This is a genomic window from Paenibacillus sp. V4I7, from assembly GCF_030817275.1.
Taxonomy (GTDB): domain Bacteria; phylum Bacillota; class Bacilli; order Paenibacillales; family NBRC-103111; genus Paenibacillus_E.
In genome coordinates this window covers 6,738,801-6,760,410 of the sequence record NZ_JAUSZD010000002.1, presented here as the reverse complement: position 1 = coordinate 6,760,410, position 21,610 = coordinate 6,738,801, and the positions used below count along the sequence as shown (strand labels likewise).

Sequence of the window (21,610 nt, the reverse complement as noted above, 5' to 3'; positions counted from 1 at the left end):
AACTTACCCAGCTCATCAGCCCAAAAATCCTATAATACCCAAAAAAGAGCTCTTCCTCGGTCTCGGTAGACCAGCAGGAAAAGCTCTTTTTGTTGTACTTTATAGTTATCTTATGGTGCTAATTCTTAATCATCTTAAATAATTTGCAGCAGTTACTCCTGTGATGACATATCTTCATTGGCGGTGGAGTTTGTTGCTGTACCTTGAAGCAAGGAGTTTAATTCCTCCACTTTTTGTTTTGATTCGCTATCTTCCGCGTTGGCCTGTGCGGCATTAATGCCATGGCTCACCACATCATCACTACTGTTGGTCGTTGACATTTGAAATCACCTCCTCTAAGTTTCAGTTGATCGGTAAGTATAAATAGGCAAGCTAACTTACTTTGTATCAACTCTGGCAAACGTAATTGTCCTTAAGGGACAGCGTAAGCCATTTATCTTTGACTAATTAAGTATGTCTCTATTTTCCAGTAAACATACAGTTTATTTATTTGATATTAGAATGCTCTAGCTCTAAATCATAGGTAATGACTATAAAGGATGTCTATTTTAACTATTTTACAAATATCGTAAGGGAGAGCATAATAGAACAAAATGGAAAGGTGATGATTGGCATATGGGGAAATCATTCGAAGCACTGCTGCCGGAACATGAGGCTTTTATCGCGAAGCAGCACATCTTTTTTGTGGGGTCGGCACCACTAACGGCGGAAGGGCACGTAAATCTTTCACCGAAGGGTCATGATGTACTGCGTATTTTATCAGCGAATGAAGTGGCCTATTTGGACTTAACCGGAAGCGGGAATGAGACAAGTGCGCATTTAGAGGAAAATGGACGAATTACATTGATGTTCACGGCTGTGGAAGGGCCACCTATGATACTGCGACTGTATGGGAAGGGGCGTGTTGTTCTGCCAGGGACCCCGGAGTGGGAGAAGTTATCTTCGCGTTTTACGCTGCTGCCTGGAGCTCGGCAAATCATCGTCGCCCACGTTCATGAGGTCAAAGCATCATGCGGCTACAGCGTCCCTTTTTATACCTATGAGGGAGAACGGAATACCCTGCAGAACTGGGCAGCGAAACAAGGAGAGCAAGGGTTGAATAACTATTGGCAAGAAAAAAACATGACGAGCATGGACGGACTGCAGACGACAATCGGTCAAAAGTTATCCACAGACACTGTGTAAGATCGCACTTTTTTATTCAAAATGTTTCCGCAACGCCTCCGGCGCTTCTCGGCTTTTACGCGTCGTGCTATCCATTGTTACGCTGGTGACAAGGGCGTCAGCACATAGGTCACCTTGCTTGTTGAAAATCTCTTGCTTCAGCATATAGCTGGAGCGCCCCATTTTTTCAGGGCGGCAGGTGACCGTTAAGTGATCTCCTTGTTTGCATTCTTTTTTATAATTGATGGTGATGTTCACCGTAACAGTTTGAATCCCCATCGTGCCAAAGGTTTCATAAGATAACTGGGACTGCTCATACCATTTCTCGCGCCCCCATTCTAGGTACTCCAAATATTTGGCATTATTGACGTGTCCGTTCACATCAATTTCCGTTGATCTGACGATAATATCCAGTTTGGATTCCATGAAAATGAGCTCCTTCTTTTACACCTGACATGGGCAGGTGTTTTTGTTCATTATAGCTCGTCTATGGGTGTGAAAACCAGTAAAAGGCTCATACTGCTCCACAATGTGGGCAAACTATGCCTTGCGTGTTTGATGATGTCACTAGATTGGTTAACTTATTTTATCTGCTTATAAAGCTAGGTCCAGGAGGCGGTACATAATGGCGCAAGATTATCGTATTGAAAAGGATACGATGGGTGAAATCAGAGTACCTGTGGATAAGTTGTGGGGGGCTCAGACGCAGCGCAGCTATGAGAATTTTAAGATTGGCACAGAACGGATGCCGGTGCGGTTGATTGGGGCTTTTGCCTTGTTGAAAAAGGCCGCCGCGCAGGTGAACCGAGAGCTAGCCGGATTAAATCCAGAGAAGGCGGAGGCGATTGCGCAGGCTGCTGATGAAATCGTGGAGGGCCGCTGGAACGACGAGTTCCCGCTCGTCGTTTGGCAGACGGGCAGCGGGACGCAGTCGAACATGAACGTCAATGAGGTGATTGCTCACCGAGGCAGCGAACTGCTGGGGGATGGCGTGGAACGCATACATCCCAACGATGATGTGAATCGTTCGCAAAGCTCGAACGATACGTTTCCAACGGCGATGCATGTCGCTGGAGTCATCGCTGTGGAGGAGGAGCTTTTGCCTGCGATGGAGCTTTTGCAGGCTACGCTCCACAGCAAGATGACGGCCTTCGCCGACATCGTGAAGATCGGCCGCACGCACCTGCAGGACGCCACCCCGCTGACGCTGGGGCAGGAAATCAGCGGCTGGTGGGCGATGCTGGAGCAGACGGCGCGCATGGTGCGCAGCAGCGTCGATACGATGCGCGAGCTGGCGATCGGCGGCACCGCCGTCGGCACCGGGCTGAACGCGCATCCCGAGTTCGGCGCGCGCGTCGCCGAAGCTCTGTCTCGCGAGACGGGCACGCGCTTCGTCTCGGCCGCGAACAAGTATCATGCGCTGACCAGCCATGATCAGATCGTTTACGCCCACGGAGCGCTGAAGGCGCTGGCGGCGAACTTGATGAAGATAGCCAACGATGTGCGGTGGCTATCGAGCGGTCCCCGCTGCGGGATCGGTGAAATCACGATCCCGGAGAACGAGCCCGGCAGCTCGATCATGCCGGGCAAGGTCAACCCCACGCAGAGCGAAGCGATGACGATGGTCGTTTGCCAGGTGATGGGCCACGATGCGGCCATCGGCTTCGCCGCCAGCCAGGGCAACTTCGAGCTGAACGTGTTCAAGCCCGTGATCATACACAATTTCCTGCAGTCCGTGCGGCTGCTGGCTGATAGTATGCGCTCGTTCAATGACAACTGTCTCGTTGGCATGGAGCCGAATCGCGAGGTCATTCAGCGCAACCTTGAGCAATCCCTCATGCTGGTTACAGCGCTCAACCCGTATATCGGGTATGAGAAAGCGGCCAGCATTGCGAAGCAAGCCCACAAAGAAGGGCTGACACTGAAGGAGTCAGCCGTGCGCAGCGGCTACTTAACGGCTGAGCAGTTTGACAGCTACGTGCGTCCGGAAGACATGGTGCATCCGAAGACAACGTGAATAGCTACGGGGACGGAGTGTCTCCACCACAAAAGAGGTTGGGCCGCAGTTAAAGACTGCAGCTCAACCTCTTTTTGTACCTGTCTACCCGCACCCAACTGCAAAAAGTGCAGCAAATTCGAGTGAATTTCTCACGTAATTAAGATGCAAAAGTACATCAATTTTAACCTGTAATTTGCATAGGTCTTCAGCTGTCTGTCACAGATAGTCCCATCAATGGACCTATCGACCTTTTCCCTTCACATGTAGTTATGCATGTTTAATTTTCGTTATATAACGGAATATAAGAATCAAGTACTCTTAGATATGTAAGCACATACATTTAAGATTACCTGGGAGGTCACATATCAGATGAAAAAATCATTGAAACAATGGGTCGGTGTTGGTACTACAGTTATCATGGCAGCAACGGTTGTTGCAGGATGCGGGAGCACGCCGGAGAACACGCAGCAGCCAACGCCTGCAGCGGGCGCAACGGCTAATGCAAAGCCTTTTGCAGGAAAGTCGATCAATTTAGTAGCAGCTAACCATCCTTGGGCGGATGCGATCAAGCCTTTGCTTCCTGACTTCGAGAAGGAAACGGGCATCAAAGTCAATGTTGAGAGCTTTTTCGAGGATCAGCTGACACAAAAATTAACCGTACAATTTACATCCGGTTCTGCAACACCAGACGTTTTCATGTACCGTCCGCTTCAAGAGGGTAAATTATTCTATAAAAACGGTTGGGTTCAACCGCTTGATGATTACGCTCAAAAAGCAAAGGATTATGATTTCGCCGATTTTGCTAAATCAGCTGTTGGTTCCACAACGGTTGATGCGAAGCTAGCTGGTATTCCGATTATTACCGAGCAAGAAATTTTGTACTATCGTAAAGATTTGTTGCAAAAGGCCGGTATCGCAGTACCGAAAACGTTAGATGAGCTGCAAGCAGCAGTTAAGAAGCTGCATGATCCGAAAAACGAAATGTACGGCTTTGTGGCTAGGGGCCAACGTTCACCGCTAGTTACGCAAGTTTCTTCCTTCTTATATTCAGAGGGTGCAGACTTCACGAGTGGCGATAAAGCAACGATTAACACGCCAGAAGCGATCAAAGCATTTACAACGTACGGCACTCTACTTAAGGATTATGCGCCTCCAGGCGTACTCAATATGTCTTGGCCGCAAGCTTTCGGTATTTTCGCTCAAGGGAAAGTTGCTTTCTTAACGGATGCGAACTCGCTCTACAAAAATGCGACAGATCCAGCGAAGTCCCAAATTGCCGATCAAGTTGGCTTTGCTGTCATGCCTGCGGGTAAAGCAGGTTCCAAACCGTATAGTATTACATCTTGGGGTCTTGCGATGAACGCCAAATCGGGAAATAAAGATGCAACTTGGGCATTCATCGAGTGGGCAACAAGCAAAGATGTCGTGTTGAAAACACAGCAAAAAGGGAACCCGGGCGCGCGCGCATCGGTTTGGGATAAACCAGAAGGTACGACAGGCTTCCCAGCGGATCTCGTTCCTATTATTAAAGAGAGTTCTAAAAACGGTGTAGACCACGACCGTCCAACGGTAATTAGCGTAGGTGAAGCTCGTGATGCCGTTGGTGAAATCGTACAAAAATGGATGACTGGTGAAACAAACATTCAGCCGGTAGCAGATAAAGCGAATGCAGCTCTGCAAGCGATTATGGATAAAGATAAAACGAAATAAATACAGCGCGATTGTTAGCAATGAGGGTCATCTCAAGTGGCCCTCTTCACCCTTTGCATAAGGGTACAATTTCATCAGGAAGGGTGAATGAAGTCATGCAATACAGTTGGTTTAACCGCAATTTAAAATGGATTTATACGCTTCCGGCGGTCATCTTCGTCCTGTTGATGATGCTGTTTCCAATCATTTATACATTCCGAATCAGCTTTTATGAGTGGAGCATGTCCGCGACAACACCGCCACTTTTTGTAGGGTTGTCGAATTATATTGCCTTATTCAAAGATGAGCGCTTTTGGCATGCAACAGGTTCAACGTTCTACTTCACGATCATGGCCCTTGGGCTTGAAGTTATCCTGGGGATCGCGATTGCCTTGCTGCTGTCGAGGGAATTCAAAGGAAAAAACATCGTAAAAACGGTATTCCTGCTGCCCATGGTAGCAACACCGGTAGCCATGGGCTTGGTGTGGATGCTTATCTACGAGCCAACGATTGGGGTAGCGAATATGATGCTCAAATCGATGGGCTTGCAGCCTTTGTTATGGCTAGCTTCGCCAAATCAGGTTATACCGTCATTGGTTATCGTAGACGTCTGGCAATGGACACCGATGATTGCTCTGATTATTATGGCAGGCTTAGCTACACTCCCAACCGATCCTTATGAGGCGGCGGATGTAGACGGTGCAACGGCATGGAGAAAATTCGTTTCCATTACGCTGCCCTTGCTGAAACCAACGATCATTGTAGCGGCGATGCTGCGCTTAATCGATGTGTTGAAGACGTTCGATATTATTTATGCGACAACACAAGGCGGACCTAATTTTGCTTCAGAGACATTGAACTTGTATGGGTATGTGCTTGGTTTCCAATACTTTAAGCTAGGTATGGCTTCATCGTTACTTGTTATCTTCTTTGCTCTGGTGATGGGACTGACTTTATTTATGATATGGATGCGTAAACGATTGGAGGGAACCTCATCATGAAGCCAAAGAAGGGCTTAAGATTTATACAAATGCTGCTAACGTTCCTAGTCCTAATCGCCTTTGGTTTTCCATTTGTTTGGATGTTACTGGCTTCTTTCAAGACACAGTCACAGATTTTATCGACAGGTGATATGTTCATCTTCAAACCAACTTTTCATAACTATGTCAGTGTGTTCAAAGAATACGACTTCCTGAAGTTTATTTGGAATAGTTTCCTTGTAGCAGCTGGTTCGACGCTTTTGTCCCTTGTTTTAGGGCTTCCGGCAGCTTATGCCATTGCAAGGCATCACCTTCACAAGCTTGGGCTTCTTATCTTAGTCGCGAGAATTATTCCGGGAATCACATTCTTGATTCCTTGGTTCATCCTGTTCTCCAAGATCCATTTGGTAGACACGTATACAGCGTTAATTCTAAGTCATATGCTTGTTGGATTACCGTTTATTATTTGGATAATGATTTCCTTTTTCGAGGCACTTCCAACGGAAATCGAAGAGTCTGGACTTATCGATGGATGTACGCATCATCAAGTGTTTCTGCGCATTATTTTGCCGATCTCAGGACCAGGTGTTATTACAGCTTCGTTACTCTCCTTCATATTTTCGTGGAACAATTTTATGTTCTCGGTTATCTTGGCAGGGGACAAAACAAAAACGTTACCGATCGCTGTGTTTAACTTTATGTCCTATTCCGAAATCAACTGGGGCGCGCTGATGGCTGCTGCCTGCATCATTACACTTCCGGTTCTCATCATTGCTTTAGTGTCTCAACGGTACGTGGTAAGCGGACTTTCTGCTGGTGCAGTGAAAGGCTAATAATGAAGACATAACGAATACGAGGGTAGTCGTCGCCTTTTCTTTGGATGACTTCTCTCGCAAACGTTAATTCTAAGTTAGAAAGCTTAGCAGAAGCATGGAAGGTGAACCCAGCGTGCCGTATAAACTTAATATTTTCAGCAAAATTCTCGTTCTATTAATTCTACTCCTTATCCCTATTGTACTGCTCTACAGCTATACGAATCGGATAACGAATAATGTTGTTCAAGACCAGATTCAGTCATCGAATTTAAACCAGCTGTCTTTCTTCATGCATCAATTGGATGCGGACGTAGAGCGATTAGCGATGTCTCCGGTCATTCTCGGCAGCGATCCTTACATAAGGGAATTTATCGACAGGAATGAGTCGCCCGATTATGACATGCTGAAAGAACAGTCGCGAATTATACAGAAGCTTAGCCTTCAAAGTGTCTCCAGCGGATGGGTCAATGAGCTGACGATTGCCATACCGAAAGGGAAGCAAGTGCTGTCCTCTAGTATATTTGTCAACGGAACGGATGCGTGGCCTTGGGATAGCCCGATTAAGCGAACGTGGACGTATGAGGAACGCAAGGGTGACAATGGGATAGGGTCGTTCAGTAGGGAAATTAGTGAGCCTATACGTGCCCAGGTTGCCGGTCAAGCTAATGTGCTGTATCAAGTAAGGTTCAGCGTGCAGAATATGATTCAACTGCTTGATGTGTACAAGCAAGATAAACGAAGTGATCCTTTTTTGGTTGATGGGCAAAATAGGGCGATTTTCAACAGCTCGTCGAATCCGTCGATTACGCATACAATTCATGAAAGATTGGCTGGTCAAGGTTTACCGCTTACCGGCCAAGTTCAATTTGAAATTGCAAATCAACAGTATTTGATCAGCTTTGTGAAGTCGGAACAGTTGGGTTGGTACTTAGTTGATTATGTGCCTGTGGAGAAGATACTTTCTCCTATTACGATGACGCGTAAATTGTTTTACGTTTCTATTGCTCTGCTGCTTGGGATGAGCATTCTGGCTTCTTTCTTGCTGTATCGCAACGTGCAAATTCCTATTGGCAAGATGATTCAAAGTGTGCAGCAAGTGAAGCGAGGCGATTTATCGGCTCGGATCGCGTATAGAGCCAAAAATGAATTTGATTTCCTCATCCAGCGATTTAATGAGATGGCCGAGCAAATTCAAGTGCTTGTAGAGGATGTTTATGCGGAGAAAATACGCTCACGTGAAGCAACCTTGAAACAGCTGCAATCGCAGATTCACCCGCATTTTCTGTATAACTCCTTGTTCTTCATTATCAATTCAGCAGAGATGGAAGATAAAGAATCAGTCGTGGCCATGTCGCAGAATTTAGCCGAGTTTTATCGCTACACCACTAGAGTGGAAAAACAAAGTGTGCGGTTGCAGGAAGAACTGGATTTGGTAGGTCATTATTTAACGATTCAGAATCTCCGCATACACCGGTTAAAGTACGAGATATCTGTGCCAGATGAGATGTTAGATGAGCGGGTTCCCCGACTTATTTTGCAGCCGCTTGTAGAGAATGCCATTGTCCACGGGATTGAGCGCAGCGCAGAGGGGGATTTAATCACGATTACAGGTGAGCAGAAAGATGGCTGGAACCGACTAATTGTTGAAGATAACGGCGGAGGGCTGGATGAAGCGGGATTAGATAAGCTGCTTAAACAGCTGGAGGCTCCAATGTCCGATGAGATTGGCTGTGGAACATGGAATGTCCACCACCGATTGTATTATCAGTTCGGGGAAGGCTCCGGACTTACTTTTGAGCGAGTAAATGACGGTGGTTTAAGAGCAGTGCTAACGTTGGAAACACAACTCCCATGAGAGTGATCTAGCCACCGAGGTGATTAAACGATGATTCAATTATTGATTGTCGATGATGAAGCGCATGTCGTGGATCGGCTTCAGTCTACGATTGACTGGGCATCTATCGGGATTGAGCAGGTGTTTAAGGCTTATTCCGGTAAAGAAGCGCTTGAGCTGCTCGAACAAATGTCGATTAATATCGTGATTACGGACATTCAGATGCCCGGTATCTCCGGTTTGCAATTAATTGCTGAGATCAACCGTCGCTGGGCGAAGACCAAATGTATTCTCTTATCTGGATACTCGGACTTCAACTATGCCAAAGAAGCGATTCTACAGGGTTCGGAGGATTATTTGCTCAAGCCCGTCACGGAACAAGCTTTATTAGCTACGGTCAGCCGGGTGATGGAGAAGCTGCAGAAGGAATGGGAGACCGTCATCTCTACGCAGCGTTTAACGTATACTCTCAAGGAAAATCTCCCTTTGCTTAGGGGGAATTTATTGAATGATTTACTTCAAGGTCATAAAATATCGGAGCATTCACTTCGAGAAAAAATGCAGATTCTAGAGCTCCCTGATTACCACGAGCATGCTTGCGTTTTGATGATGGTCCGGTTGGAATCGGATTTTCTGGAATATGATACCGGACATTTATCGTTAATAGAATATGCCATTAGCAACATGGCCGACGAATTATTTGCGGAGAAATTCGATAGCTGGCATACGAAGGATGCTCACGATTATTTGGTATTTGTGATGAAGCATAAGCAGGAAACACCCGACAAGGAAGATGCTGCTTGGCTGGAACGTACGGCTGCTGATCTCCAATCGGCCGTGAGCAATTATTTGAAAGGCAAAATCTCCATCCTTCTGAGCAGTTGGGGCGAGTTCCCGGCCGAAATAAATGCGCTGTACAATAGCTCGCTTAGCGCTTTTCGCAAACGTATCGGGAGTGAGCACGAGCTGTTCATGCGACTTGGCGATGAGTCTGTTCAGACCGAACTGTCAGCCTTGCAACGGCTATATGAGCCGCCAACGCTCAATCATCTATTGGAAGCAGCAAGATGGGAAGATACAGAGGAGAAGCTGTCCCTGATTTTTGATGAAATGGAAGTTAGATTTTCTGAATCTCAGGAACATCTATTAGAAGTTTATTTCTCGATCGCATCCGCTTTTGCTTATATTGCGCATAAGAATGGCCGACAGCTGCATCAGCTCATTGGCGGTGATTACGAACGAATGATGGAAGGTATACCTTTTCGTACGGTGAATCAGCTGCGTGAATGGTCGATTCGTTCTTTACAACGCATGAAGGAGGATATGGATCAAGAAAGGCAGGACAGCCGTGCAACGCTGATCAAGGATATTAGGTCTTTCATCGATCAGCATCTGGCTAGCGACGTCTCCTTACAATCGATTGCCGATCATGTGTACATGCATCCGGTTTATATATCGAAGATCTATAAACTTGAAACGGGTGAAAATTTAAGCGACTACATCAATCATGCCCGGATGGATAAAGCTGCGTATTTGCTGAAGAATGGTCAGGATAAGATTTATGAAATCGCCACACAGCTTGGCTATCAACGCCCACATTCCTTTAATCATGCGTTCAAGAAGCATTATGGCATGACTCCGCAAGAGTACCGAGATCAATATTCGTAGCGAACAAATCGTGCTGATTGGTGAGAGGAATTTGGACTTGCCCAGCGAATTTCAACAAGGGATAGAGGAGGACGATAATCATGAAAATTACGAAGTTGGAACTGTTTAAGGTGCCGCCAAGATGGTTATTTCTGAAAATCGAGACGGATGAAGGCATTACGGGATGGGGAGAGCCCGTCGTAGAGGGCAAGGCGGATACTGTTGCAGCAGCGGTGATGGAGATGAGCGATCAGATCATTGGCAAGGATCCGATGCGGATTGAGGATATGTTCCAAGTGCTGTACCGCGGCGGCTTCTACCGCGGAGGACCGATCTTGACCAGCGCAATCTCAGGCATTGAGCAAGCGCTCTGGGACATTAAGGGCAAATTCTACAATGCGCCGGTCTATGATCTACTTGGCGGTGCTTGCCGCGACAAGACGCGTGTCTATTCGTGGATCGGCGGGGACCGCCCGAGCGACGTAGGCCAAGCGGCCAAACAGCAGGTCGCAGCTGGATTTACGGCGGTGAAAATGAACGCCACCGAGGAAGTGCACTACATTGACTCCATCAGCAAAGTGGATGAAGCTATTGCGCGCATTGCCGCGGTACGCGAAGCCGTCGGCAAGGACGTTGGCATCGGCATCGATTTCCACGGCCGCGTGCACAAGTCGATGGCCAAAATCATCGTCAAGGAACTAGAGCCGTACCGGCCAATGTTCATTGAAGAGCCTGTTTTGCCTGAAAATAATGAAGCGCTTAAAGAGATCGCTCGTTACACCTCGTGTCCGATTGCCACGGGAGAGCGGATGTATACGCGCTGGGGCTTCAAAGAGCTGTTGGTCCAAGGAATCGTGGACATTATCCAACCCGATCTTTCCCATGCTGGAGGCATCTTGGAAACACGTAAAATCGCCGCGATGGCGGAAGCCTACGATATTGCAATTGCGCCGCACTGTCCGTTAGGCCCTATCGCCTTGGCAGCATGCCTGCAGTTGGATACGTGCTCTCCGAATGCCTTCATTCAGGAGCAAAGTCTCGGCATTCACTACAATCAAGGCAGTGATTTACTCGATTATTTGAAAGATCCTTCTGTGTTTAAGTATGAAGAAGGCTTCGTAGCCAATCTAACAGCTCCAGGTCTTGGCATCGAGATCAATGAAGATAAAGTAAGAGAAATGGCTGCAATTGGTCATAACTGGAAAAATCCAGTTTGGCGTCAAGCCGATGGTACAGTAGCCGAGTGGTAAGTGAAACAGCACGAAAGAGCCTCAATTCCATCTTCATGGAATTGAGGCTCTTTCGGTTTATCCTTGAGCTACTGAATCGGATCAGGAATCATATTCTTTTCCAGCAGTTCGCTATTCGTTTTCATATGTTTCATTTCATTACCCAGCTTCTTCATCTCATCCATATCCTGCGCCATGGAGCCATTGTTGGCTTCCATGGATTTGCCGGCTGAGCCGTTACAGATCCGCTCTAATTCAATTAATTTGTCCAGTGCCGTCCGGCGAACTTGCAGAGGAACGAATTCGTTTTCTTGAAAGTCGGCTTCATGGAAATGAACGGTTGTATTCCCGTGCTCAGAGGTGAATGTGGTTAACGTAAGTGGGTAGGCGGCTGATGTGGCATCGTGATAAATATCGAATTTATAGACCGATTTCTCCGTGTATTCGATACGATCTAACCCCAGATCGGTTAACTGTTGATGCAGAGTGCCTTTATCCATTGTAATTCCTCCATTCAAGCATACGTCAAAAGCGTACACCGTCCTTGCGAATCTATGTGATACTTAATGTTGATTATTTTGGTAATTCGTTTTGGCAGCCTGTAAAGACTCAGCTGCAAGCTGTTTGCTTTCTTTGGCCTTATCAGCGGCTTCTGAAGCTTGATGGCTAACGGAGCTGGCCATATCCTTTGTTTTCTCACTAACTGCTGAAGCAACTTCCTGCGTCTTCTCACTAACAGCTGATGCGATATCTTGTGTTTTGTCACTTACGGTTGAGACAATATCCTGTGTTTTCTGACCTACAGCGGAAGCCAATTGGCTTGTTTTATCATTGAACGTGCGGTACGTATTCGACAAGTCTTCACGCAGCTCCGACCCGGCTTTAGGGGCTAATAACAATGAGGTTACCGCGCCTACAGCGCCGCCGATTACTAAACCTAACAATAGTCCGCCTTTGTTTGTTCCGACTGCTTCACTCATGAGTCATCTCTCCTTTAGTTTGGGTGTTGTGGTGTTGCCATGCTTCATACTAGAATGTAACCTTCTTTCTTTTTTTTGAAACATAAAAAACCCATTTTTATTTCCGTTTCATTATAGAAGCGAGGAAGCCCGAGCAGCATTGTGATTGAATTTTTTTCAAATGGGTAGTAGATAAAATAAACGATCAACATGTTTGATAATAAATTATGTTAAACTACGATGAGGGTTTCCGTTATCTTTTACCCGAAAGGGGTTCGAGCAATGAGTATTGTGATAGTAGACGACAACGCGACGAATTTACTTATTATTGAAAAAATCCTGCTTAAAGCCGGTTACACCGATTTGGTTATGGTGTCTTCTGCCAGAGAGCTGTATCAATTATTGGATATGGATTCACCAAGCACGGTTGAAGTACCGGTTGATTTGATTTTGATGGATATGATGATGCCGGAAATTGATGGGGTGGAAGCTTGTCGAACAGTTCAAGCCGACGAAAGGTTCCGGGATATTCCGATTATTTTCGTGACGGCGATGGGGGATTCCAATAAACTGGCTGAAGCGCTGGATGCCGGGGCACTCGATTATGTGATGAAGCCGATCAATAAGGTGGAGCTGCTTGCGCGTATTCGTTCTACGCTCCGCTTGAAATATGAGAAGGATTGGCACAAAGAGCGGGACAAGCGGATTAAGTATGAGCTTGATTTGGCCAAGCAAGTCCAGCTTAGTGTACTGAGCAGCCCCCTTAAGGATGAGCATATCCAGATCTCAGCGGTCTATAAGCCTTCCTCTGAGCTTGCGGGTGACTTCTATGCCTGGTATTCGATCGGGCCGAATCGGCATGGGATCATTTTACTGGATATGATGGGGCATGGCATTTCGTCTTCGCTTGTTTGCATGTATATTTATTCCGCTTTGAAGGATACCATCACGAACATCTGTGATCCGGAAGGCGTGATGCGTGAGCTGAATGGGCGGATGAATCAGCTGCATCAATCAGATAACCTGATTAATTACTATTTTACAGCGATTTATATGGTCCTGGATACGGAACGGCGCACGATAGAGTATGTGAATGCCGGACATCCCGCAGGCATCGCGCTTCTAGACGGTGAAGTGAAATTGCTGACAGAAGGCTGTTGTGCCCTCGGCTTTTTTGAGGGGATTGAGATTACCAAAGGTGTTATTCCCTATGAGAAGGAAGCCCGAATTGTCTTGTTCACTGACGGTCTGTCGGAGTGGCTAGATGATGAACAAGAGGACGGCATCACCAAAATCATGGGAAGCTTGAAGGAGACGACGACGCACGATCCAGACGGCTTGGTTGAGCGCATTTATCCTTATGCCAAAACGGGTTCTCCGCAAGACGATATGTGCTTGGTTATGATAACAACGTAGTAGTTAGCGGCGAAAAATATCGTCTCCGATAGCAGATTGGCGAAAGTGGTTTATAACGTCACGGACGCACAAGTTTTATCCCAAATGGGGAATAAAACTTGTGCTTTTTTTGTTTCAATAGACCCGAAGGCGTGTAATAAGGAGTATTAGTCCAACACGTTGGGAGGAATTGGGATGACGACATTGGCATCGGAAGCCAGTCCAGACGCTTTGTATTTATTACATGAGGGGACGCAGTATCAAAGTTATCATTTTCTGGGTTCCCATGTGGAAGAGCGCAGTGGTCAGATGGGGGTTAACTTCGCAGTTTGGGCGCCAAATGCCAAACAGGTTAACGTTTCAGGCAGCTTCAATGGATGGAATGGCAGCAATCACGAGATGTCGCTAGCAGATGGCGTATGGACGCTGTTCATTCCGGAACTAGGTGAAGGCACACTATATAAATATGAAATCGTCACTTTGGACGATGAATGCTATCTAAAGTCAGATCCTTATGCGTTTCATTCCGAGCTTCGACCCGGAACGGCTTCTATTGTGACCTCACTGGAAGGTTATGAATGGCAGGACGAGGCGTGGTTGGCGAACAACACGTCAAACCAATTCCTACAACAGCCGCTCCTTATCTACGAGGTGCATTTGGGCAGTTGGAAGCGCAAGGAGGACGGCGGATTCTACAGTTATGTGGAATTAGCTGATGGGCTAGTCGATTATGTGCATGAACGGGGCTATACCCATATTGAGCTGATGCCGTTAGAGGAACATCCTCTGGATGCGTCTTGGGGCTATCAGGTAACCAGCTACTTCTCAGTGACTAGCCGATTTGGATCACCGAAGGACTTCATGTACTTCGTAGACCGCTGCCACCAGAAGGGAATTGGGGTCATTATGGATTGGGTGCCCGCACATTTTTGCAAGGACGCTCACGGCTTGACCCGATTCGATGGGACACCGCTTTATGAATATGCAGACAGCCGAAAAGGTGAACATCCTACTTGGGGGACGCAGGTATTCGATTACGCAAAGCCGGAAGTTCTTAGTTTCCTAATCTCTAATGCCCTATTTTGGATGGATGTCTATCATATTGATGGGTTAAGAGTGGATGCGGTTTATAGCATACTAACGCTGAATTTCGATCGAGAAGAAGAGGAGCGTATTGTGAATGAAAAGGGCGGCGATGAGAATCTCGAAGGAATTGCCTTCCTCCAGAAACTGAATGCCGTCGTATTCTCCAGGTATCCCAATGCACTGATGATGGCAGAGGATACGAGCTCTTATCCAGGCGTAACCGCTCCCGTCGAGAATGGCGGACTAGGCTTTAATTACAAATGGAACTTAGGCTTTACGTGGAACACGCTTACGTATATGAAGAAAAATCAGGAAGAACGCAGAAGTCAGGAAGATCAATTGACGAATTCGCTGCTAAATGCTTGGGATGAAAATTATATTCTCCCCTATGCGCATGATGAAGTGGTTCATTCCAACAAATCCCTTCTCGGTAAAATGTCAGGTGACGATAACTGGCAGCGTTTCGCTAATCTGCGAGTGCTGTACACCTATATGATGGGTCATCCGGGCAAAAAGCTGCTTTTTATGGGGAATGAATTCGGTCAGATCGATGATTGGAATTCGGAAGCTTCGCTGGAATGGGATTTATTGAAATTCGAAGAACATCAGCAATTTGAGCATTTTGTGAAAAATATGAATCACTTCTACATAGCGGAGAGAGCCTTATGGGAGTTGGATTATGAACCGATCGGCTTCGAACCGATTAACGCTGAGGATAAAAGCGATGGACTTGTGTCTTTCATTCGAAACTCGGAAAACGGCAATGAACAGCTCGTCATCATCTGTAATTTTAAGCCTGAGGCTCATGAGGGATATCGACTAGGGGTGATGAGGCCCGGGCGTTATCAGGAGGTCTTTAATAGTGATAAGCAAGAATTCGGTGGATCGGGCGTGACGAATGACAGAACGCTAGTCTCCGAAGAGTGGACATGCCAGGATTGTCCGCACAGCATAACGGTATCGATACCTCCCCTGGCAGCAATCGTACTCAAATATATTCCTTCGGAAGGATGAGATGACTATGAAAAAGCGGGAATGTGTAGCCATGTTATTAGCTGGCGGTGAAGGAACTAGATTGGGTCCTTTAACTAAAAATGTCGCTAAGCCGGCTGTTCATTTTGGCGGAAAATATAGAATTATCGACTTTACCTTGAGCAATTGCCGTAATTCCGGTATGGATACGGTCGGTGTGCTGACGCAGTACAAGCCAGCTGTTTTGCATGCCCATATTGGCAAAGGGGAAGTCTGGGGCATGGTGAATGAAAGCGGCGGCATCTCTATTCTGGAAAGGCAGGTTAGCGCTCCGAATGCTTATTCGGGAACAGCGGATGCCATCTATCAAAATATATCCTACCTTCGTGCACATGATCCAAGCTACGTGTTAATTATTTCTGGTGATCATATTTATCATATGGATTACAGAGCTATACTCGAGCATCATAAAGCTTCTGGTGCCGATGCAACGCTTTCGGTTATTCCAGTGAGATGGGAAGAAGCGAGCCGATTCGGCATTATGAATACGGACGAGCATCACCGGATTACCGGATTTGCTGAGAAACCACTCAAACCTGTTAGCAATCTGGCTTCCATGGGCGTTTATATATTTAATTGGGAAGTGCTGAAGGCATGCCTGGAACAAGATGCGAAAGATATGACATCGAGTCATGATTTTGGTCATGATATTATTCCTGGACTGTTGGCGGCAGGTGCCTATTTATCCGCTTATCCATTTAAAGGGTATTGGAAAGATGTCGGTACGATCGAAAGCCTATGGGAATCCCATATGGATTTACTTGGTTATACGCCAAGGCTGCATTTGGATCATGATACATGGCCTGTACTGACCCAAGAGCGTGATCTTCCGAAAAGCCATGTCGCCCTAGGTGCTAGAGTGAACAATGCAGTGATAGGAGACGGCGCAACCATTCATGGTCATGTGAATCATTCTGTTCTATTTGATGGTGTTAGAGTTGGAGAAAATAGTAGAGTGCTGAACAGTGTCATTATGCCAGGTGTACAGATTGGAAAAAATGCACTTATTCTTAATGCTGTTATTGGAGAAGGATCCATTATCAAAGATGGAGCTATTGTTGGTAAGCCAGGTGGTGCAGAGATTATTGCAGTAGGTGAGAAAACAGTGGTAGGACGTCATTATCCAGCTAAGATACCTGCTAAGCTGACGGATACGAGGCTGAATTTCGGTTAATTGAGGTAGTAAATGCTTACGATGCTAGTCTTGCTAAAGCAAGACTCAGTTAATGCTTACGAAGATAGCTTTGCTGAAGCAAAGCTCTAAGGAGGAGTGTATGATGAAAGATGTTCTTGGCATGATCAATCTCATGAATGAACAGGATGATTTATCAACGCTAACCCGAAATCGTTGTGTCGCTGCTGTGCCTTTTGCGGGTCAGTACCGACTAGTAGATTTTGCGCTTTCTAATATGAGCAATTCGGGCATTCAGAAAGTCGTCGTTTTGGCTAATTCGAAGGCGGATTCACTGCTTGAACATGTGGGTGACGGGCATCACTGGGGGTTAGATGCTTCGGATACAGGAGGGTTCTCTATTCTCCCGCCTTTCTCCCTGTGGATAGATCCCGCGAGTGATACACGAGATTTCGACCATGGCGATCTCCTTCATCTCTACAGTCATCTCGATTATTTAAGGTCGTGCACCGAAACCTATATTTTGCTTGCGCCTAGCAGCGTTATTTATCGTTCTAATTTCGAAAATATGGTCGATTTTCACCTCAGCAGTGATGCGGAAATTACGGTACTTTTTAAACATTTGACAGAGATTGACCGTCATGCTCATATTGGTCGCGCTTACAACTTGGAGATGAATGATCAAGGCCGCGTGATTAGCGCCTCTCAGACTTATCACGCACTGCCGAGCTTAACACCGCAAAATATCGATTTGGATACGATGGTTATGGAACGGAAGCTACTGATCGATCTCATTGAGAAGAGCTTGAAGCGCGGGAGCGAGATCTATCTGAAAGAGGTCATCTGGGCTCATCTGGCCGATATTCATGTACAAGGCTATGCCAATCATGGGTATATGGCGATTATGGATTCCGTGGACAGTTACTATGTGCACAGCATGGATCTCCTGCAACCGCAAGGTTGGAAGCAATTCATGATTAATCAAGAGTTTGTCTATACGCGAAAAGAGGTAGAACAAGCAACGGCCTGTAACCATGACGCGCTGATCCGTAATTCGTTCGTCGCTCATGGCTGCCGGATTGAAGGCTATGTGGAGAACAGCATCTTGTTTCCAGGTGTGACGGTAAGTAAAGGTGCCAGTGTTAAGAATAGTGTCATCATGCATGATTGTGCAATTGAAGCAAGCGTGTATTTGGACCGTGTTATTTTGGACAAGCAGGTCGTTGTAGAGCAAGGGGCCGTGTTATGCGGTCAGTACGCACATCCTTTTGTGGCTGAGAAAAGTGAAGTAATCTAATCCAAAGGTGCGAGAGTAGGAGGATCGGTTATGAACGTAATGTTACGTGACAAAGGTGCTAAGCTGCTAACACACATAACGGGTTACCGCAGCCGTGTCTATAAGCTAGCTTTGTTCTTTTTAGTCTTTATTCTAGCGATAATTGTCGTCAGATGGACAACTTCAGAACAAATCGGTGAACCGGAGATCATCCTTTCACCGGAGATCATCAGTCTGAATCCGGAAGGATCAGATGACACTTTCCTACCCGTTCTGCCGCCTACTCTTGCCGCTGCCCAAGCGGAGACTAGCAATGATATTAGTACTAGTATGCAGGCAGCTGAGGCTAATTCTTTGGTGCTTATACTCCATAGCTTAGAGGGAATATCACTATACGATGATACAGAGTCAGTCATTGCTAAGAAAGGGTATCCACTAACGATTGTCCAAGATCCCCGCTTTATTGGAGCCCTTACGTATGAATATCCGGATATGAATATTGGTTTCCAAGATGATATCGTGACTTTTGTTCAAATTCCAGTCAAGGCTGGGCACGTTCAAATCAATGATCAACGGATTCCATTGACGATAACAGATGTGAAGCGGCTGCTAGGGGAACCCGATTACGCAGCGGAGGATGGTATCGTCTTTCAGCGGAGAGAAGCACTGATTAAGCTTTTTATTGAATCAGAGACACAAGAACTGATATCCATCGATTATTATCATCTTTCAAGCACCTAATGTCTTCAGCTGGCCTCTGTGGTCAGCTTGAAGGCTTGTGTAGGGATATCTTCCTATTTTAGACAAAGCTTGTGTAAAAGGTAGAGGCTTGTTACTATTTAGAGAAAGAATAACGTAAGGGAGTGTGTGTGGCTAATGTCAACAGAGAAGTTCCAAGTTGATCAAGAAGAATTGGAGAAATCTATACAGCTTCGTATCAGTGGGGAGCTCGATTTGGCTGCGGCCTTAACGTTCCGTCATGCGCTCGAAGCGGTTGTTCATCGGGCGGATAAGGCGTTAATCCTCGATGTCGGGCAGTTGAGGTATATTGATAGCACGGGGATTGGCATTATGGTCTCAGCCTTGAAAATTCGGGATGAGTTGAAAGCGCCGTTCACGGTCAGTAATATCCCGGACGGCATTAAGAGGTTGTTTGATCTTACGGGAATCTCAGGATTCCTGAACGAAGGGATCGAAGGAAGCGCATGAATGTGATTCGTTTACAGATACCCGCGGCAGCGGAATACTTGGATATTGTAAGGCTCAGTCTCTATGGGGTTGCTACCAAGTTAGGTTTCACTTATGAAGATATCGAGGATATGAAGGTAGCGGTTTCGGAGGCTTGCAACAATGCTGTACTTCACGGGGAACCGCAGAGTGGCAGTGGGCAAATTGAAATTAGCTATGAGCCCGGAGACGACAGGTTGACTGTGAAAGTGAAAGATGATGGCACAGGTTTTAATTATCAAGAACGCCCCGAGCATACGGTGCCTTTGTCTGGGGCTTCGCCAAGTGAACTACAGTCTGGAGGCCTTGGCATTTATCTCATGCAAGCGCTGATGGATGAAGTTATCGTGAAAATAGACCGAGGAACCGAAGTCACGCTCGTCAAATATGTCCAAAACAAAACCACGGATTGACGGGAAACCGCCGATCCGTGGTTTTTTGCTAAGCGAAGTGAGGTTGTATATACAAGTACAATCTCTCAGTAAGAGACTATTTTCACCTACATTTTTGTTTTCTGGATTTGGGAAATGGACAATTAGAAAGCAAATTGTACAGGGTACAACAATTCCCTTGATTTCTTCTTAAAAAACTCAGGATGTTGTATGTTATCAACCTGTCGAAAAAGTACCTTATAGTATCATCATCAAATTAACGCGGTAATGTAGTATAATATAAGGAATAAAAAGAGAAAGCGGTGGTCGTATTGTTGCATAGCGATAAGGAAAATCCTCAGATGAGTTACGAAATGGTTTATCTGGATGAACTGGTACCAGATAACCATCTCGTTCGCTTGCTTCAGCGACATATTGACTTCTCTTTTATCACGGATAAAGTAAAGGATTACTATCATCCGACTCACGGGCGACCATCCATTGACCCAATTCGATTGTTTAAAATGATGCTGATCGGCTATCTATTTGGTGTTCGCTCGGAGCGGCAGCTAGAGCAGGATATCATAGTCAACAACGCCTATCGCTGGTTCCTCGGTCTTTCACTAAGAGATCCTGTTCCGCATCACAGCACCATTAGTTGGAACCGGCACCACCGCTTTCCGGGCAGTGTGTTTCAAGATGTGTTCGATGAAGTTGTTCGACTGGCAATTTCCCATCGTATGGTTGCAGGAAGACTGCTTGTAACAGACTCCACTCACATGCAGGCGAGTGCGAATATAAACAAGTACACGATGCAAGAACTCGCCAAAGCGCCCTCTGCTTATCTAGAAGAGCTGGAGCAGGCGGTAAATGAAGAACGCAAGAAACATGGGCAAAAAGAACTGGCACCGGACTCATCCGAACGGCCAAAGGAACGTCACATAGTAAGCAAAACGGATCCGGACAGTGGTTATATGAAACGTAAAGGAAAACCAGAAGGTTTCTTTTATTTGGAGCATCGGACGGTTGATGCTAAATTCAACATCATCACGGATTCGTTTGTCACCCCTGGAAATGTGAACGATTCTACGGTTTACATTGACCGATTACAGCGCCAGCAAGAAACGTTTGGCTGGCAGGAAAACATTGAAGCCGTCATACTAGATTCCGGATACAAGGGTGCGTACGTGTGCAAGAAATTAGAAGAGATGAGCATCATGGGTGTGATTGCGCCGCGTAAAATACCCGCTCGTAAAGGAATTTTTTCTAAAGAACAATTTACCTATGACGCTGACAAAGATGTCTATCGCTGTCCTGCAAACCAGGAGATGATCTATTACACGACGAAGCGAACAGGGGAGAAGATATATCACACGGAGGGGGAAACATGCAAGAACTGCCCACTCTTTGGCCAATGTACAGCTTCAGAAGAACGTCGAGAAATGGGACGACACGTATGGGAAGTGTACAAGGAACATGTGACCGCACACACACAAAGCGAGGTCGGCCGACAACTTTATGCTAAACGCAAGGAAACCATTGAGCGAAGTTTCGCAGAGTCCAAAGAACTCTACGGGCTTCGCCGTTGCCGGTTCCGGGGACGAAAAGGTGTGCAAGAGCAGACCTTGATGACAAGTGTCGCGCAGAACCTCAAACGAATAGCCAGGTACCTGGCTAGGCTAGGAGGGTGTATTTGTGCTGCCCCTTTTCGAACAAGATGCTCTGGATGAAACACCTTCGTTCCCTTTTGCAGCCAGTTCACATCTGATGAAAGC

20 protein-coding genes are annotated in these 21,610 nt (G+C 46.3%); 16 read left to right on the top strand and 4 right to left on the bottom strand.

From position 1 onward, the window contains the following. Positions 1-152: 152 nt before the first annotated feature. Entirely contained in the window at positions 153-320 is a 168-nt protein-coding gene (locus QFZ80_RS31640) for a hypothetical protein (protein WP_307551588.1), read from the bottom strand. A gap of 295 nt (positions 321-615) precedes the next feature. Here QFZ80_RS31640 and QFZ80_RS31635 point away from each other — a divergent pair, with 295 nt between their 5' ends. Beyond that, the gene (locus QFZ80_RS31635) at positions 616-1,185 is read left to right on the top strand and encodes a pyridoxamine 5'-phosphate oxidase family protein (RefSeq protein WP_307551590.1); all 570 of its coding nucleotides are present in this window, start codon (positions 616-618) and stop codon (positions 1,183-1,185) included. 12 nt (positions 1,186-1,197) lie between these two features. Here QFZ80_RS31635 and QFZ80_RS31630 read toward each other — a convergent pair whose 3' ends face one another. Then, positions 1,198-1,590 (bottom strand): acyl-CoA thioesterase, encoded by a 393-nt coding sequence (locus QFZ80_RS31630; protein ID WP_307551592.1) that lies wholly within the window; start codon positions 1,588-1,590, stop codon positions 1,198-1,200. A 199-nt stretch (positions 1,591-1,789) separates the two neighbouring features. Between QFZ80_RS31630 and fumC the strand changes: the two genes are divergently transcribed. From fumC to dgoD, 7 genes are all read left to right on the top strand, one after another. Next, on the top strand, positions 1,790-3,181 hold the full coding sequence (fumC, locus tag QFZ80_RS31625) for a class II fumarate hydratase (RefSeq protein WP_307562677.1): 1,392 nt from the start codon (positions 1,790-1,792) through the stop codon (positions 3,179-3,181). A gap of 351 nt (positions 3,182-3,532) precedes the next feature. Next, positions 3,533-4,873 carry an ABC transporter substrate-binding protein gene (locus tag QFZ80_RS31620; protein ID WP_307551596.1) on the top strand — a complete coding sequence of 447 codons (1,341 nt, stop codon included), beginning with the start codon at positions 3,533-3,535 and terminating at the stop codon, positions 4,871-4,873. Positions 4,874-4,968: 95 nt separating this feature from the next. Then, complete coding sequence (locus tag QFZ80_RS31615) at positions 4,969-5,853, top strand: carbohydrate ABC transporter permease (RefSeq protein ID WP_307551598.1); 885 nt, start codon at positions 4,969-4,971, stop codon at positions 5,851-5,853. Then, positions 5,850-6,665: a carbohydrate ABC transporter permease gene (locus tag QFZ80_RS31610; RefSeq protein ID WP_307551600.1), complete on the top strand. Its 816-nt coding sequence runs from the start codon at positions 5,850-5,852 to the stop codon at positions 6,663-6,665. The genes QFZ80_RS31615 and QFZ80_RS31610 overlap by 4 nt, the downstream gene beginning before the upstream one ends. Positions 6,666-6,780: 115 nt before the next feature. After that, positions 6,781-8,502 (top strand): sensor histidine kinase, encoded by a 1,722-nt coding sequence (locus QFZ80_RS31605; protein WP_307562675.1) that lies wholly within the window; start codon positions 6,781-6,783, stop codon positions 8,500-8,502. 30 nt (positions 8,503-8,532) lie between these two features. Continuing rightward, positions 8,533-10,149 (top strand): response regulator, encoded by a 1,617-nt coding sequence (locus QFZ80_RS31600; RefSeq protein ID WP_307551604.1) that lies wholly within the window; start codon positions 8,533-8,535, stop codon positions 10,147-10,149. An 80-nt stretch (positions 10,150-10,229) separates the two neighbouring features. Next, positions 10,230-11,378 carry a galactonate dehydratase gene (dgoD, locus tag QFZ80_RS31595; protein ID WP_307562673.1) on the top strand — a complete coding sequence of 383 codons (1,149 nt, stop codon included), beginning with the start codon at positions 10,230-10,232 and terminating at the stop codon, positions 11,376-11,378. A 68-nt stretch (positions 11,379-11,446) separates the two neighbouring features. Here the strand turns inward: dgoD and QFZ80_RS31590 are convergent, their stop codons facing one another. Beyond that, the gene (locus QFZ80_RS31590; protein ID WP_307551607.1) at positions 11,447-11,857 is read right to left on the bottom strand and encodes a hypothetical protein; all 411 of its coding nucleotides are present in this window, start codon (positions 11,855-11,857) and stop codon (positions 11,447-11,449) included. 63 nt (positions 11,858-11,920) lie between these two features. Continuing rightward, positions 11,921-12,337, bottom strand: coding sequence for a YtxH domain-containing protein (locus QFZ80_RS31585; RefSeq protein WP_307551608.1), 417 nt, complete (start codon positions 12,335-12,337; stop codon positions 11,921-11,923). A gap of 261 nt (positions 12,338-12,598) precedes the next feature. On the opposite strand from QFZ80_RS31585, the gene QFZ80_RS31580 reads away from it, so the two are divergent. The 8 genes from QFZ80_RS31580 (at position 12,599) to QFZ80_RS31545 (ending at position 21,565) form a co-directional block, all read left to right on the top strand. Beyond that, entirely contained in the window at positions 12,599-13,732 is a 1,134-nt protein-coding gene (locus QFZ80_RS31580) for a PP2C family protein-serine/threonine phosphatase (protein ID WP_307562670.1), read from the top strand. Between the two features lie 174 nt (positions 13,733-13,906). Further along, the gene (gene glgB, locus QFZ80_RS31575) at positions 13,907-15,811 is read left to right on the top strand and encodes a 1,4-alpha-glucan branching protein GlgB (protein ID WP_307562668.1); all 1,905 of its coding nucleotides are present in this window, start codon (positions 13,907-13,909) and stop codon (positions 15,809-15,811) included. Positions 15,812-15,818: 7 nt separating this feature from the next. After that, a complete protein-coding gene (locus tag QFZ80_RS31570) occupies positions 15,819-17,003 on the top strand; it encodes a glucose-1-phosphate adenylyltransferase (protein ID WP_307551614.1) in 1,185 nt (394 codons plus the stop codon). Between the two features lie 100 nt (positions 17,004-17,103). Further along, entirely contained in the window at positions 17,104-18,258 is a 1,155-nt protein-coding gene (glgD, locus tag QFZ80_RS31565; RefSeq protein ID WP_307562666.1) for a glucose-1-phosphate adenylyltransferase subunit GlgD, read from the top strand. Between the two features lie 30 nt (positions 18,259-18,288). Further along, a complete protein-coding gene (locus tag QFZ80_RS31560; protein ID WP_307551617.1) occupies positions 18,289-18,978 on the top strand; it encodes a hypothetical protein in 690 nt (229 codons plus the stop codon). Between the two features lie 135 nt (positions 18,979-19,113). Continuing rightward, the gene (locus QFZ80_RS31555) at positions 19,114-19,446 is read left to right on the top strand and encodes an STAS domain-containing protein (RefSeq protein ID WP_307551619.1); all 333 of its coding nucleotides are present in this window, start codon (positions 19,114-19,116) and stop codon (positions 19,444-19,446) included. Continuing rightward, the gene (rsbW, locus tag QFZ80_RS31550; RefSeq protein WP_373460216.1) at positions 19,443-19,877 is read left to right on the top strand and encodes an anti-sigma B factor RsbW; all 435 of its coding nucleotides are present in this window, start codon (positions 19,443-19,445) and stop codon (positions 19,875-19,877) included. The genes QFZ80_RS31555 and rsbW overlap by 4 nt, the downstream gene beginning before the upstream one ends. 290 nt (positions 19,878-20,167) lie before the next feature. Further along, the gene (locus QFZ80_RS31545; RefSeq protein WP_307564255.1) at positions 20,168-21,565 is read left to right on the top strand and encodes an IS1182 family transposase; all 1,398 of its coding nucleotides are present in this window, start codon (positions 20,168-20,170) and stop codon (positions 21,563-21,565) included. Positions 21,566-21,610: the final 45 nt, after the last annotated feature.